This is a genomic window from Paenibacillus tritici, from assembly GCF_013204885.1.
Taxonomy (GTDB): domain Bacteria; phylum Bacillota; class Bacilli; order Paenibacillales; family Paenibacillaceae; genus Paenibacillus_AQ; species Paenibacillus_AQ tritici.
In genome coordinates this window covers 485,340-500,606 of sequence record NZ_JABMKX010000002.1, presented here as the reverse complement: position 1 = coordinate 500,606, position 15,267 = coordinate 485,340, and the positions used below count along the sequence as shown (strand labels likewise).

General features: G+C 56.3%; 9 protein-coding genes. 7 read left to right on the top strand and 2 right to left on the bottom strand.

The window, feature by feature from the left end:
- Positions 1-502 precede the first annotated feature (502 nt).
- Positions 503-2,488: an alpha-amylase family protein gene (locus HQN87_RS05225; protein ID WP_173128778.1), complete on the bottom strand. Its 1,986-nt coding sequence runs from the start codon at positions 2,486-2,488 to the stop codon at positions 503-505.
- Positions 2,489-2,622: 134 nt separating this feature from the next.
- Here HQN87_RS05225 and HQN87_RS05220 point away from each other — a divergent pair, with 134 nt between their 5' ends.
- On the top strand, positions 2,623-3,525 hold the full coding sequence (locus tag HQN87_RS05220; RefSeq protein WP_173128774.1) for an AraC family transcriptional regulator: 903 nt from the start codon (positions 2,623-2,625) through the stop codon (positions 3,523-3,525).
- A 20-nt stretch (positions 3,526-3,545) separates the two neighbouring features.
- On the opposite strand, the gene HQN87_RS05215 is transcribed toward HQN87_RS05220, so the two are convergent.
- On the bottom strand, positions 3,546-4,412 hold the full coding sequence (locus tag HQN87_RS05215; protein WP_173128771.1) for a helix-turn-helix domain-containing protein: 867 nt from the start codon (positions 4,410-4,412) through the stop codon (positions 3,546-3,548).
- Between the two features lie 135 nt (positions 4,413-4,547).
- Here HQN87_RS05215 and HQN87_RS05210 point away from each other — a divergent pair, with 135 nt between their 5' ends.
- From HQN87_RS05210 to HQN87_RS05185, 6 genes are all read left to right on the top strand, one after another.
- Positions 4,548-5,276, top strand: coding sequence for a GDSL-type esterase/lipase family protein (locus HQN87_RS05210; protein WP_173128768.1), 729 nt, complete (start codon positions 4,548-4,550; stop codon positions 5,274-5,276).
- Between the two features lie 94 nt (positions 5,277-5,370).
- Entirely contained in the window at positions 5,371-7,680 is a 2,310-nt protein-coding gene (locus HQN87_RS05205; protein WP_173128765.1) for an AraC family transcriptional regulator, read from the top strand.
- 248 nt (positions 7,681-7,928) lie between these two features.
- A complete protein-coding gene (locus tag HQN87_RS05200) occupies positions 7,929-8,915 on the top strand; it encodes an ABC transporter permease (RefSeq protein WP_173128762.1) in 987 nt (328 codons plus the stop codon).
- A 15-nt stretch (positions 8,916-8,930) separates the two neighbouring features.
- The gene (locus HQN87_RS05195) at positions 8,931-9,815 is read left to right on the top strand and encodes a carbohydrate ABC transporter permease (RefSeq protein WP_173128759.1); all 885 of its coding nucleotides are present in this window, start codon (positions 8,931-8,933) and stop codon (positions 9,813-9,815) included.
- A 38-nt stretch (positions 9,816-9,853) separates the two neighbouring features.
- Positions 9,854-11,401: an ABC transporter substrate-binding protein gene (locus HQN87_RS05190; RefSeq protein ID WP_173128756.1), complete on the top strand. Its 1,548-nt coding sequence runs from the start codon at positions 9,854-9,856 to the stop codon at positions 11,399-11,401.
- 100 nt (positions 11,402-11,501) lie between these two features.
- Complete coding sequence (locus HQN87_RS05185; protein WP_173128753.1) at positions 11,502-15,266, top strand: Ig-like domain-containing protein; 3,765 nt, start codon at positions 11,502-11,504, stop codon at positions 15,264-15,266.
- Position 15,267: the final 1 nt, after the last annotated feature.

Here is a 15,267-nt window from a genome sequence, read left to right as displayed (position 1 = left end):
TCCAGCATGAAAATGAGCAGCGCGCCTAAAAACAGAACGTCGTCTGTTCATCTATTTAACAAATTTTAACGGAAAACCGAATACAATTGGATTGGGAGCGCCACGTAGGCCGAATGTAATCGGAAAACCGAACACAATTGGACTGGGCGCACCGCGTAGGCCGAATGTAATCGGAAAACCGAACACAATTGGACTGTGAGCGCTGCGTAGGCCGAATGTAATCGGAAAACCGAACACAATTGGACTGGGAGCGCCGCGTAGGCCGAATGTAATCGGAAAACCGAACACAATTGGACTGGAGGTGCCACATAGGCCGTGCGTTTAGCGCAGGTTGTGCCAGAAGTATTTTCACAGAAAGCCGAATACAATAGCCACTACGAGGACGATTGGCCCGAATGTATGCAAAAAACAACCCTAAACAGACAGGCCGCCCCCATGCCGGAAGCAAGGGGATGACCTGCCTGTATAGCGCAAACACTCCGTAATTAAGGCGGACTTGCCCTTAAGCCAGCTCAATCACTGCCATCTGGTGATTCTCCAGGTAAGGAATGGTGTAGGTAAGTTCACCCTGCTGGCCGGCTGTGAACGGCAGCTCTGTCATCGACGGGGCCAGGTAGACCCGGTGGACGGGAGCTGGAGACGGAAGTCGCAGGCTGACGGATATATCCCGCAGCGGCACAATGTCCTCGATGACTTCGATCCGTCCTTTGAGTGCAGGAGCGGCATAGAGCAGATGGTGCACATAACGCTGCTCCGCCTGCTGGTACTGCAGGGTCGTTATGCCCCGGGCCGGCAGGTTGGTGCGCAGCGAAGGGAGCGGAAGCAGCCGCTCCAGGGCATGAAGGACCAGCTCCTTCAGGATGAGATGACCTGCCTCTGCATACTCGCTGAATACATCCCAGGCGATATAGATCCCGCTGCTGCTCTCCACCATCCCCGGCCCGTTGTCCTCCCGGGCACCCGGCGTATGCTGGTGCGAGCAGAAGGTGAAGACGTCGCGGTTGAAATAAGGATTCTCCAGATGGCCCAACGATTGTCCTTCCAAGAGTTCTACAAGCTGGCCTTCGCTGTACATGACATAGGAGGCGGGCAAGAGGTCGCCGGGAGTGAAATAGGGCTTGAAGTAAGCTGGACGGTACGGATTGGTACCCAGCCAGGTCACCCCCAGGTCCAGCGCAAAAGCATCGCCTGCCGGATTCAATCCGGAGCGTCCGGTAGCCAGTACCTTGCCGCCGCCGGCGGTGAAGCGCTCTATAGCCTCGGCCAGCTCCGGCCATACGGCTACCTCATCCGGCAGAATTAACACCTTGTACGCGGTGAAGTCGCTGAAGGTATCTACGATATCATACAGGTAATGTCCTTCTGTCAATATGCGCACTGCCCCGGCGTCGGCCAAGTTAGGCTCCCCCCGGCGCGCCTGCCCGCCGGGACAGGCCTCGCGCGCAGCCTCCAGCGACAAGACGGCAATATCAGCAACGGAGGTTACCCCGCCGCACCATTCCTCCTTCGCCTCCACCTCGCTGTAGGCGGCGCCGATCAGGGCGTAGGTCGCCTCATCCATCAGGCCGGAGGGGTGAAGCTGGTCACCGATGGAGCATCTGGCTCCATGGGCGAGGCTGAGCGCAGTCTCGAACCGCAGGGCGTTCGGATGCTTATACCCGCCGAATTCCCCCCAGGAGGTATGGAATTTGCCGGTCATGCCGAGGAACTCCATTCCCAGCGTCTGGGCATACCGTGCCGACAGCGGGAAATGATCATAACCCCAGCCTCCGGTGGGCAGGGACTCCAGCTCCAGATGGCTGTTGACCTGGACAAGGTCGCGGCGTCCGCGCTGCTGATGACCGTTGTTATGGTAGACCGGAAGACCGGGCTTCACGGCATCAATGGTCTCGCGCACACGGCGGGCATAGTGCAGATAGGTCTGTTCGCCCAGAGCCACAACCGCTGCTTCATCCCGGGGGTCCCGGCCCGCTGCCCGCAGGGCGGTAACGCAGTACTGGCAGCGGCATTTACGGACGCCGACGATATCAAGGAAGATGCCGTCGGCCTCGTACCGGGAGACGGCTTCATGAATCTGCGCCAGCAACAGGTCCAGGTACGGCGTGTTCATGCAGAACTCATGGTACCCCGGTGTCATAAAGTCCTTCACCCAGCGCGTGCGGTCTTCGGCATCGCGGATCAGCCACTCGGGGTGAAGGCGGGCCAGCTTCTCGTCAAGGCCCGCCGACAGATACACCGGTGTGCGGACGCCGATCTCATGGGCTGCCGCTATCATCTCGCCCAGCAGGTCAAAGGTCAGCTGAGGGTGTATCTCATTGGCTTCACTGGGATGATAGGCCCAGCCGTGATGACATTTGGAGAATACCGTGACAGAGTCTACATGACCTGTGCGCAGCATGGACTGAAACTGGGCTTTGGAGAATTCACGGCCAATGCCGGGAATGGCTTCTGAAGTATGGAAATCAAGGTGAACCTGACGAAAACGCATGGATACACAGCCCCTTATGGAATGGAATGAAAAGCGGATTCCCAGTCAATGTACCTCTTTATTGCCGCAGCAGCCAGTGATAATATAGACCTTAACTAGCACAAAACCGACTTAAGACAGGAGGAGGGGATATCATGCTGTGCCTGGAATTTGCCATTCCGCCGCTGCCGCAGTTCGTCACGGTGGGACATGCCGTCTGGTCGGCGGGGGACCGGCATTTCGCCCGCACGTTCGGGGTATATGATCTGCTGCTGGTCAAGCGGGGAACGCTCTATATGACAGAAGAGGGCAAGGAGTATGCAGTGGGTCCGGGAATGCTGCTGGTGCTGGAGGCGGGACGGCCGCATGACGGCTACCGTGCCTGCGAGGAGGATACGGAGATCTTCTGGGTCCACTTCATCCATGAATCTAAGCCGGCCTATATCCGGCGCGGGGATATTCCCTGGTCTTCCCTGCTGTCCAAGGGAACGGTGGAGGACGAGGAGCCTGTCCGGCAGCGGCTGTACCTGCCGAAGTTCGCTGCGGTCGATGTAGAGAGGCTGGAGCCGATCTTGCGGGAGATGAACGAGATTCATAGCCGGCTCAGCGCAGGGAACGCGCTGCGGCTGCATCTGCTGCTGGCCGGGCTGCTGGCGGGACTGCAGGCGGAATGTGAACGGACGATCCAGCCGGAGCCGGCAGTCCGGCTGGCCCGGGCTGCCGCGGCCTATCTGGATGTTCATTGGAGGGAGCCGTTTCATCTGGCCCGGCTTGAGGAGGAGCTGCATTTCCAGGCGGATTATATTACGAGGTGCATGAAGCAGCATATCGGCACCACACCGCTGCAGTATGTGCTGCATCTGCGTCTGGAGGAAGCCAAGAAATTACTGGGCGGCACAGTGCTGGGGGTCTCGGAGATTGCCGAACGGGTAGGGATTCCGGACCCGAGCTATCTGTCCCGCCTGTTCGGCAGCCGGTTCGGAATCACGCCCGGAGCCTACCGGCGGCGGCTGCACCAGCAGGAGGCGGCCGGCGCAGCGGGACGGGAGGAGCTCTAAGCGCCTGTTCCGGCTTACGGTCAGGTACCCTGCATCCTCTCTCGGTATTGGCTGGGGGTGCAGTTGAATACCTTGCGGAACTGGCGGGAGTAATAATTCTGGTCATGGAAGCCGCTGTCCATCGCCACCTGGGAGATGCTCAGGCCGGGGCTGCGCAGCAGTGTGCAGGAATAATCCAGCCGCTTGCGGATGACATAATCCATAGGGGTGGTGTGGTAATTGCGGGTGAATACTCTCAGGAACTGGCGGGTAGACATATAGGCCCGGTCCGCCATGGATTGCAGCGTGACCGGCTGCAGGAAATGCTCCTCGATATAGGTGACGGTCTCCCCGATCCGCAGCGCCTTGTTATCCTCATGGCCGCTGCTGTTCTGATAATAGCGGGAGAGCATGCCTACCAGAGCGGTGAAGTAGGTGCGGATCATCAGCCGGTAGCCTTCCGGCTGCCGGTCATGCTCCTCCAGAATATCATCGAGCAGCCGCGTAGCTTCCCTTAGCTGCCCGGCTTCAAGAGAGAGCATGCCCTTGAAGTACATCTCCTTCCGGTAGAACGGCTCAATGTAGAACAGTGCCTGGAAGCCTGGCAGAAGTCTTAACTCGGACTGCTGAAGCAGCTGCTCGGGCTGGAACATTACATTGACGTATTCGATGCCGTCGACATTCTTGTAGCCGTGGGAAACGTTGCTGTGGATTAGAAAAACCTGGCCGGCGGTAACCGGATATTCCCTCCCCTCAATGATATGAACGGCATTTCCCGACAGAATAACGACCAGCTCCGAGAAGTCATGGCTGTGGACATAGTAATCATGGGTCAGCGGGCATTTCTGGATTCTGAAGGTGAAACCGGGCTCAAGGCCAATATCCCGCGCTAGTATTTTGGTTGTCATGGCCATATTATGCTAAAGAAGGTCGGGATCGTCAAGGCGGAAAGGGGCAGGCGGCGCTACCATTAGATGGCGGGTATACCGGCCCGGCTGCGGCAGGGCCAGGCACAGGCCTGCGTAAGGTGAGGAGGGACAAGAATGCTGCATGTACTGAGGAATAAAGGAATAACCCATACCGGAGGTCCCAAGATTCTGTTTCTCGGGGACAGCATCACGGCTGACGGACGATATATCCGGCTGATCCGGGAATGGCTGAGCAGACACCGCCCGGAGTGGACCGTGGAGCTGGCTCCATCCGGAGTTCCCAGCGAGACGGTCTCGGGACTCAGCGAAGCGGCGCATCCCGGCCCGCGGCCGAGCGTCCATGAGCGGCTGGCCGGGGAACTGGCGGCAGCCGCTCCCGATGTGGCCGTAGCCTGTTATGGGATGAATGACGGAATCTATCATCCGTTCTCGGATAAGCGGTTCGGCGCTTATCAGGCGGGGATGCTGGCGCTCAGCACACAGATTCGTAATGCGGGAGCAGGGGTAGTGCTCATGACCCCGCCGCCGTTCGATGCCTTGTCCATGAACGGTCCACTGCAGCCGGCGGATGCAGCTGACTTCAGCTATCTGGCGCCGTATGAAGACTATGATCAGGTGCTGGAGCGTTATGCAGGCTGGCTGCTGTCCGGGGGGTGTCCGGCGGACGGAGTCATTGATCTGCGCACACCGCTGCTGGAGCATATCCGGCATGAGCGGTCGCTGAATGCCTCCTATAGATACGGCGACGGCATCCACCCGGATACCCCGGGACATGAGGTGATTGCCCGGACCCTTCTCCGGGAGCTGCTTCGGTGCGAGGCGGATCAGCTGCACGGTGCGTAAGAATTCCCGAAGGCGGCTCACAGAACCACCGATTGACAAGCAATTTGGCGCGGGATTATAGTAAGGTCACCCTAAGAGCCGGGAGAGATCACCTATGAATGTACTTCAGACGATCCGTTCGCGGAAATATCTGCAGCGGATCTTACTCAGCTTCATGCTTGTTGTCGCTATACTGGCTGTGGCCTCGCTGTTTGTGAACTCGGGTGCCCGCAGCAAGGTGCTTAGCATGCAGAATGAAGCCGACCGCAAGCTGCTGACCCAGATCAATTACAATATCGAGAACATGAACGGGATCGTAAAAGATCTGGCGGTGTCCCTGTACAATGACGAGGAATTGCTGGCGCTGAAGTCCGGTGCGGATTACAGGCAGAGCATTCTCAAAATTGAACGGCTTAACCATACGGTCGCAGCGTCCCCGTATCTTCATGCGGCTGTATTCTATAACGGGGCCCAGCACCGCTTCTTCTCGTCGCTGAATCATGAGATTGATAATAATCTTCTGTACAGCTCCCTTCAGGGCTATATGGACTCCAGGGCAGACTTGCCGAAGCTACAGCTTATTCCGCTGGACCTGGACGGAAAGGGCGAGGGCATTGATGTCTTTGCGTTCTTCCTGTATGACGGGGAGGCGCTGGGTTCAATCAATGACAATGTGCTAATTCTGACGGTGAAGCCGGGCTGGATGCTGGACAACATGAAAGCGCTTAACCAGGTAGCCGAGCGGCAAAGTGATGTTCTATTCGTGACCGATACCGACGGTGAGGTGCTCATCTCCACCGGCGGGCAGCTGCCTGAGGATCTCGACCTCAAGGGGGAGCTGCTGCCGCGGATCAGCGAATCGGGCAGGCCGCTGGATTCCTTCAACTATAAGCATGACGACACGAAGTATAAGGTTACTTATCTGAGCAAAGCCCTGAACAACTGGCAGATTGTCAGCATGCAGGATTATGATGTGGTGCTGGGCAGCGTCCGGCAGATGAAATGGACGGAGATCGCGGTCACACTGTCCGTAGTTCTGCTCGCCGTCCTGCTCTCCGTGTTCTTTGCGGTACGTCTGTATAAGCCGGTAGGCCAACTGCTGACACTGGTTCCGCAGGATGTCCGCGGGGCGCCGCAGGCCAAGGATGAGCTGTCGCTGATTGCGGCCAACCTCACCGAGATGATCAGTAAGCTCAAGGGCCTTGAGCTGGAGCGGGCTTCGCAGTCCAATGTTGCCAAGCTCTATCAGCTCCGCAGCCTGATCGGCGCAAGCCACAGCCTGGATGAGCAGGCCATCTTGCAGCTCAGGGAGCAGCACAGCATTGACATCGCCTATCCGTCCCCGCTCCGTCTGGCGCTCGTTCAGATCGACAATCTGCAGGGGCTTGCGGCAGAGCCGGGACTGCCGATGGAATCCCTGCTGTATTTCGCCATAGCCAACATCGGCCAGGAGGTACTGCGCCTGGAAGGGTCCTGCGAAGCCGCAGATATGAAGAGCGGCCATCTGGTCTTCATTGCCGGGAACACGGAGGAGGAGCTGGCGAAGCTGGAGGAGCGCTTCAGGGAGCTTCAGCAGAAGATTGCCCGTTATTATCATATTACTTTTACCGTTACACTAAGCGAAGTGTTCAGCGATTACCGCCTCATTACCCGGCATTACAATCTGGCTATACGCCACTCCAACTACCGGATGATCTTCGGCAAGGGAGCGGTTATGGAGCCTGGGCTGCTCCGGGAGAATGAGCAGAATGAAGCGCTGCGTATCCCGCAGGAGCTGGAACGGCAGCTGACGGACGGGCTGAAGGGCGGAGATCTGGCAGAGACAGAGCAGACGATCCGTAAATGGAGAGAGCTGCTCGGCGGCTTCAGCTACGAGAATATGTACTCTGCGGTGCTGCATCTTGCCGTGACCTTAAACCAGACGCTTGGAGAGATGAACAGCCGTAACGTGAACCCGGTCTCGGTCAACCTTCAGGCGATTAACCGGCGGATTCTGGAAAAGGAAACACTGGATGAGATCGAGACTGTCCTTCAGGAGGTGGTGCGTGAAGTCGCGGAGCAGCGCCGGAGCGGCCGGGAAGATAAGAACCGGCTGCTGGCGGAAACGGTGAAGGAGATCATTGATAAGCATTACGCTGATCCCGACCTCAATGTGCAGCGGATCGCCGATATGCTCAAGATGAGCTCCGTGTACCTGGGGCAGGTGTTCAAGGCGCAGGAAGGGACAACTGTGGTCGATCAGATCAATGCCGCCCGGCTGTCCTGTGCCAGAGAGTATCTGGAGCAGAAGGACCTGACTGTGACTGAGATTATGGAGAAGGTCGGATTCGGGAATGAGAGCTATTTCTACCGCCTGTTCAAACGCCGCTACGGCACTACGCCGAAGGAGTACCGTCTGAAATGTGCTATTGACCGCAGCAAATAATTTCCTTCTTCCCATACGAAAGGCACAAGTCCGCTGAATGAGCGCTGCTCATTTAGCGGGCTTTTTGCGCCGCACCTGAGTTCTGCGCCCGCCGGAACAGGAATCTGGCAACAATACAGCCCGCCGTTACAGCATTCTTGCAATTGTACAGTAACGCTACAGCCGGATTCTGCGCTATGTTAGTCGTGCAAAGCCTGGGACACAGGCAAACAGCTGCAGCTAAGGAAGGAAAGGAAGGGGCTTTGGTTATGTTGAATAAGGTTCCACTAGCGGAACAAAGAGCAAGTTCAGGTGCGCCGCCGGGAACGCGCAGAAGAACGTGGATCGGAAGAGAGCTGCATCATTTCAAGAACAACCGGGAGCTGTTTCTGCTCTCACTGCCGGGACTGCTGTACAAATTGATTTTTGCCTACATTCCCATGATCGGCCTGATTATTGCCTTCAAGAATTACCGGTATGATCTCGGTATCTTCGGCAGTAAGTGGGTGGGACTGGATAATTTCCGTTATTTATTCACTACGGATACGGCATGGCGGATTACCCGAAATACGGTTCTATATAATACCGCCTACATTGTGGTAGGTACCTCGGCAGCACTGCTGCTGGCGATTCTAATGAATGAAATCAAGGCGAAATGGAGCAAGTTCTACCAGACAGCCTTGTTTCTGCCACATTTCCTTTCATGGGTACTTGTGGGTTATGTGGCCTATGCTTTCCTGAACCATTCGGATGGTTTTATCAACCGCACCCTGGAATCCTTCGGGCTGAATCCGGTGAGCTGGTACCAGGATGCCGGGCCGTGGCCGGTCATTCTCATTCTGGTTCAATTATGGAAGGTCGTGGGCTTCAATACGCTGATTTATTTTGCCGGGATTATTGGCATTAACAGTGAATATTACGAGGCGGCGCGGATCGACGGGGCAACCAAGCGGCAGATGGCGTTCAAAATCACTATCCCGCTGATGGCTCCGATCATCATTATTATGCTGATTCTGTCCATCGGCAATATGTTCCGCGGAGATTTCGGCCTGCATTATTTCATCCCGAATAACTCCGGTTTCCTGTACGGCTCTACGGATATCATTGATACCTATGTATACCGTGCGCTGCGTGAAGTCGGCAATGTAAGCATGTCTGCGGCTACAGGCTTTTACCAGTCGGTTGTAGGTCTGGTACTGGTGCTGACGGCTAACGGAATTGTGCGCAAGGTCGATCCCGATAATTCCCTGTGGTAAGGAGGTGCCCTGAGCGTGGGCAAGAAATTTGAATTTTCCAAGCTGTTTATTAATCTGCTGTTTACGGTGTTGTCGCTGGTGGTGATTCTGCCGTTCCTGCTGGTGATAGCCGTATCGCTGACCGATGAGAAGTCGCTGACCCACAATGGGTATCAGTTCATCCCTGAGTCCTTCAGTCTGGATGCCTACCGGTATCTGCTGGACGCTCCCGATATTCTGCTCCGTGCCTATGGGGTGACCTTCACGGTGACCATTATCGGCGCGCTGGCCGGACTGCTCCTGACCGCGATGACCGCATACGTGATTTCAAGGCAGGATTACCGGTATAACCGGGCGACGACCTTCTATGTATTTTTCACCATGCTGTTCAGCGGGGGGCTCGTTCCCTCCTACATTCTCATTACGCAATATCTGCATCTGAAAGACAGCCTGCTGGCGCTGATTCTGCCCATTCTGCTGTCACCGTTCAACATTATGGTCATGAAGGGCTTCATGTCCAAGATTCCGCTGGAGATCATTGAATCGGCCAAAATCGACGGGGCGCGGGAATTCCGCATTTTCTTCCGGATCATCCTGCCGTTGTCCACTCCGGCGCTGGCGACGCTGGGTCTGCTGATCTCCTTTACCTACTGGAACGAATGGTTCAACGCCATGCTCTACATCGACGATCCGAACAAGGTGCCGCTGCAGCTTCTGCTGGTGCGGACGCTCAACAGCATCGAGTTTCTGACGACGAACTCTGAATTTACCGGACAGCTCGGCATTGATCTGAGCAGCTTCCCGAACAGCTCGGCGCGGATGGCGATTGCTGTACTGGCCGGCGGACCGATGCTGGTGATCTTCCCGTTTTTTCAGCGGTTTTTCGTCAAAGGACTTACGGTTGGCTCCCTAAAGGGTTAACATACAATTACATGTACTAAGTACAGGAGGTCACTTACATGAGAAAAAGGCTGGTTGGAGTATTGGCGTCCGTAATGCTGGTTGCATCTGTGCTGTCAGGCTGCGGGGGGAATAATAACGGCGGCACGAATGCCGGGACAGGCACGGAAGGAAGCGGGACGGATGCCGCGCAAAGTGCGGCTCCGGAATCCGGAAGCGCAGGGGAGCTGAAGCCGGTTGAACTGACCTGGTATTATCCGTTGTCGCAGCTTCAGGCAGATCAGGCTAAGGTGCAGGAGGAAGTAAACAAGATTACGAAGGCGAAGATCAATGCCACCGTCAAGCTGATGCCTGTAGCGATCGGGGATTATGTGCAGAAGATGAACACGGTGCTTGCGGCAGGCGAGAAGTTCGATATTCTCTGGACCGGCTACATGCTGAAGCCTGAAGAGCTGGTGCGCAAGGGCGCCATCCAGCCGATGGATGCTCTGCTTGAGGAGTATGCGCCGGAGCTGAAGAAGGATGTGCCGCAGGTCATGTGGGACGGCCTCTCGGTGGACGGGGAGATATACGGCATCCCGAACCAGCAGATCAACGGCTCCCGGTATGGATTCATCATCCAGAAGCGCTTCGCTGACAAGTACAAACTTGACACCGCTTCCATCAAAAAAGTAGCCGATATCGAGCCCTTCCTGGCCCAGATTAAGCAGAATGAGCCGGACATCATTCCGTTTGGCATATTCGGTACCTCCTTCATCAATCCCGAGGCTCATGACGACAAGTACTGGGTGGTTCCAGGTCTGGATGACCATTTCTATATCAAAACAGATGATCCCACTTATACATTACAGCGCTATCCCGAAGAAGAGCTGAACAATTTCCGGCTGGCCAGCAAATGGTATAAGGATGGCTATATTTACAAGGATGCCGCCACCGAAAAAGCGAATGATTACCTGGCGAAAGGCCAAATTGCCGTCGATTTCAACGTGACGCTGAAGCCGGGGGTTGAGGCTGAGGTGAAGGCCAAAAACGGCGGCAATGATGTGATCACCGTTCCGCTTAGCGACTGGTTCTCTAACGGCTATTCAGCCACCACCAACCAGTCCATCAGCCGTACCGCTCCTAATCCCGAACGCGCGATGATGTTCCTGAATCTGGTGAATACCGACAAGGAGCTGTACAATCTGCTCTGTAACGGCATTGCTGGTGAACATTATGATAAGGCCGATGGAGAGTACATCAAGGCCAAAGCGGATTCCCGTTACCTGCCGAATATGGACTGGGTGTTCGGGAGTGTGTTCAACTCTTATCTGAAGGAGGGACAGCCGGAGAATGTCTGGGAAGAGACCAAGAAGATCAATTCTGATTCCGAGGTCAATCCTGTCGGTGCCTTCAAATTCAATTCCGAGCCGGTGAATACCGAAATTGCCAACCTGAACGCCGTATGGGGAGAATACAAACGGGGACTGGTTACCGGTACGCTTGATTTTGAAGAGACCTGGCCTGCGCTGTACGGCAAGCTGAAGGAAGCGGGCGAGGAGAAATACGTGGCGGAAGTCACCAAGCAATTTGAACAATTCCTGAAGGATAAAGGTCTGAAGAAATAGGCTGAGGAGAAACCGGAGAAATCTGCTGCTCATGGAGGGCTTCGTCAAGGTATAGATGGCGAAGCCCCTACATCCCACTTTGAAAGGAAGAGGAGCCTTGGTGAAAAAACGTTTGCTTGCGGCACTTGCAGCCAGTCTGCTGTTCACGCTCAACCCCACTCCCCCAGTTGCACAAGCGGAGGGCGGTACGTCCGGGACGGCTTTTTATGTCGCCAATAATGGAAGCGATTCCAATTCCGGGACCCTGACTGCCCCATTCCAGACGCTGGAGAAGGCGCGCGATGCGATCCGGACGCTGAAGACGGAGGAAGGACTGCCGGACGGCGGCGTCACCGTGTATCTGCGTGAAGGCAGGTACGAACGGACCTCCAGCTTCGAGCTGCGCCAGCAGGACTCCGGCGAGGCCGGTAAGCCGGTTAAGTACACGGCTTATCCGGGGGAGTCGGTGACTCTGTCAGGCTCCCGTAAGCTGGCCAAATCCGCGTTCGTTCCGGTCACTGACCCGGCCATTCTCGGCCGGATTATCAGTACCGACGCGAGAACGAAAGTGCTCGCAGCAGATCTGGGGGCGCTTGGCATCACCGATTACGGCCAGCTCAGCCGCCATGGCTATTATCTGGCCAATGATCTGAGCGAGGTGCCGCCGATGGAGCTGTATGTGGCCGGGCAGGGCATGACCCTGGCCCGCTGGCCCAATGAGAGCACGGTCCAGATGGATGAGATCCTTGATCCGGGTCCGACCAGGAAGGACCCGAACGGGGAAGTGCATACGCGCGGCGGGACCTTCACGTACACGTATGACCGGCCCCAGTACTGGACGCAGGCAGACGATATCTGGCTGGACGGGATCTTCGGCTACAGCTGGGAATGGTCGTACAACAAGATTGCATCCATTGACACGGCTGCTAAGAGCATCACCCTTCGCTACGGGGAAATGAGCGGCATCTTCAAGAACTGGTATCCGGACTTCCATTTCGCGCAGAATCTGCTGGAGGAAATGGATATGCCCGGCGAATATTATATTGACCGCCAGGCGGGGAAGCTCTATTTCCTGCCGAACGCCGAGTTTGCAGCGGATAACCCGGATATTGAAGTTACGATGCTGAAGAGTCCGATGATTAACGCGCTCAATGCTTCGTATATCGACTTCTCCGAGCTTATCCTTGAGAACGGCCGTGATTCGGCAGCCGTATTCATGGGCGGCAGTCATATGCGTATTCTGAACAGCGAGATCCGTAACTTCACCAACAGCGGCGTGCTGGTCAATACGCAGAGCCGGTTCTACTACAACAACTTTGAAGGGGCGCCGGGAACGGACCACGCCATTATCAGCACTCATATTCATCATATCGGCGGCACCGCCGTCACACTGACAGGCGGCAACAAAACGACGCTGGCGCCAGGGAACAATGTGGTGGAGAATTCGCATATTCACGATTTTGCCTACTATCACAAAGCCTACAATCCCGGGGTACTGCTATCCGGCGTCGGCAACCGCATGTCGGACAATGAGCTGCATGATGCGCCTCATCCCGGCGTGCTGATCTTCGGCAATGATCATACCGTGGAGTATAACGAGATCTATGACGTATGCACTACCTTCTCGGATCTCGGCGCGATCTATATGAATGCAGGTGAGCAGCCCCATGAGCGGGGGACGGTCATCCGGCGTAATTACTTCCATAACATCGGCGAGAGCAAGGCCGGGGTGGAGGGCGTCTATCCCGACAATTTCACGATGGGGTTGACCATCGACGAGAATATCTTTTACAAGATGGGCAATTCGGCTATTAAAAACAACGGCGGTGCACATATCCTGACCCGTAACAATATATTCATCGACAGCAAAATTCCTTATGATTATGCGGATATGTTCCTGGGCGATGAGCCGGATGATCAGGTCCCGCTCAACTACATGCCGAAATGGCAGGCGCTGTTCGCGGCGAACAATAATTTTACCGGAACCCCTTATCTGACCAAGTATCCGGAGCTGGCGGATTTCTTCACGGAGAACCGTTATTATCCGGACACGAATACCTTCCAGGGGAATGTCGTCTATAACCCGTCGGTTCCGCGCAGTGTGACGACCAATGTATACGGGGCATATGACAAGTTCGGACTGGTCCAGTACGCGGATAACTGGGTGACCACAGCAGATCCCGGCTTCACCAACCTGGCGGGAGGCGATCTGTCGCTGCGGCCGGATGCGGATGTCTTCGATGTTATTCCCGGCTTCCCGGATATCCCGTTTGGCGATATCGGCATTGACGGCAAGGCGGGCACAACAGACGGTCCAGACAGCTATCCTGTAGAGGGGGTAGCCGTCTATGACAGTGAAATTACCGTGGACCGCTGGAAAACGGTGAAGCTGCGCACGGCGGTGCTTCCGTGGAACGCGGACCATCCCGCTCTGACCTTCACTTCGGCCGATCCCGGAGTTGCGGCTGTAGATAGCGGAGGTGCCGTTACCGGACAGTCGGTTGGCACCACGGTTATTACGGTAGCCTCGGCGGAGAATCCGCTGCTGACCGCTGCGGTTACGGTGCACGTGGAGGCAGGGGACGGCGTGATGGACTTCACGGATTTCGAATCCGGCGCGAACGGCTGGCTGCAGGATGCGAACCGCAGCATTGAGAAGATTGGGTCGAACCGCTGGTACAAGATTCTGAACGGGGCCTCGTCGCTCAGTCCCAAGTCCTTCTCTGATTATGAGCTGAACTTCAAGCTGAAGACACCGGAGGTCATGGGGGATAATGCGACCTTCTACATCTTCGACCGTCAGGCCGGCAGCGGTTCCAGCCGGATCGGGTACAGGACACGGGCAGACGGAAGCTCTGCCTGGCTGCTGTACAATTCGGCTTGGACGGTGCTGAAGGAGGTTAAGCGGCCAGGGCATGATCTGCAGCCGAATACGGAATATGCGGTCAAGATGCTGGTGAAGGGCGGCGACATCAGCGTCTACCTGGATGGGGCGTTTCGTCTGAAGGGCAATGATCCGGGGCATAACGCGGCAGGGAAAGTCGGATTCTACGTCAGCAATGTCAGCCAGATGCACTTCGATGACATTCAGTTCAAGGCGCTGACCCCTACGCTGGCCGGAATCATTCCGGCAGAGAGCACAGTGCGTATAGCCGCCGGGGAACAGCGGCAACTGGAGCTGGCCTTCGACCCTGTGGATACGCCGGATACAGGCGTCACCTGGCAGTCGGCTAACCCTGCGGTCGCTACGGTGGACAGTACGGGAGTGGTTCAAGCCGTATACGAGGGGCAGACCCTGATCTCTGCAGTGTCCACGGTGAATCCGCTCGTGAAGGCGGATATCACAGTCACCGTCTCGAATATTATGCATGAGACAGACTTCGAGAACGGAGGCAACGGCTGGCCGGTAGACCCGAACCGCAGCATTGCCGCAGATGCGGACGGCAACCGCCGCTACAAGCTCCTGAATGGTGCCAGCGGTCTGCTCGACCGCAGCTTCACGAACTATCAGCTGGACTTCAAGCTGAAGACGCCACCCATGATGCCGGATAACGGTATCCTGTACATCTTCGACCGCCAGGACAGCGCCGGCTCCACCCGGATTGGCTACCGGACCCGGGCCGACGGATCTTCCGGCTGGATTCTGTATGATACCGCGTGGCAGAAGCTTACCGAGAATGTGCTGCCGGGACATGACCTGCTGCCGGATACAGAATATGAGGTGAAGGTGACGGTGCAGGACGGAGATATTGCCGTATCTGTCAATGGTTCGCCAAGGCTCTCCGGCACTGATCCGGGCCACCGCCCGTCCGGCAAGGTCGGCTTCTACACCAGCGGCTTCGCTTATATGCTGTTCGACGATATTGTCTTCTCGGTCTTGCCGTAGG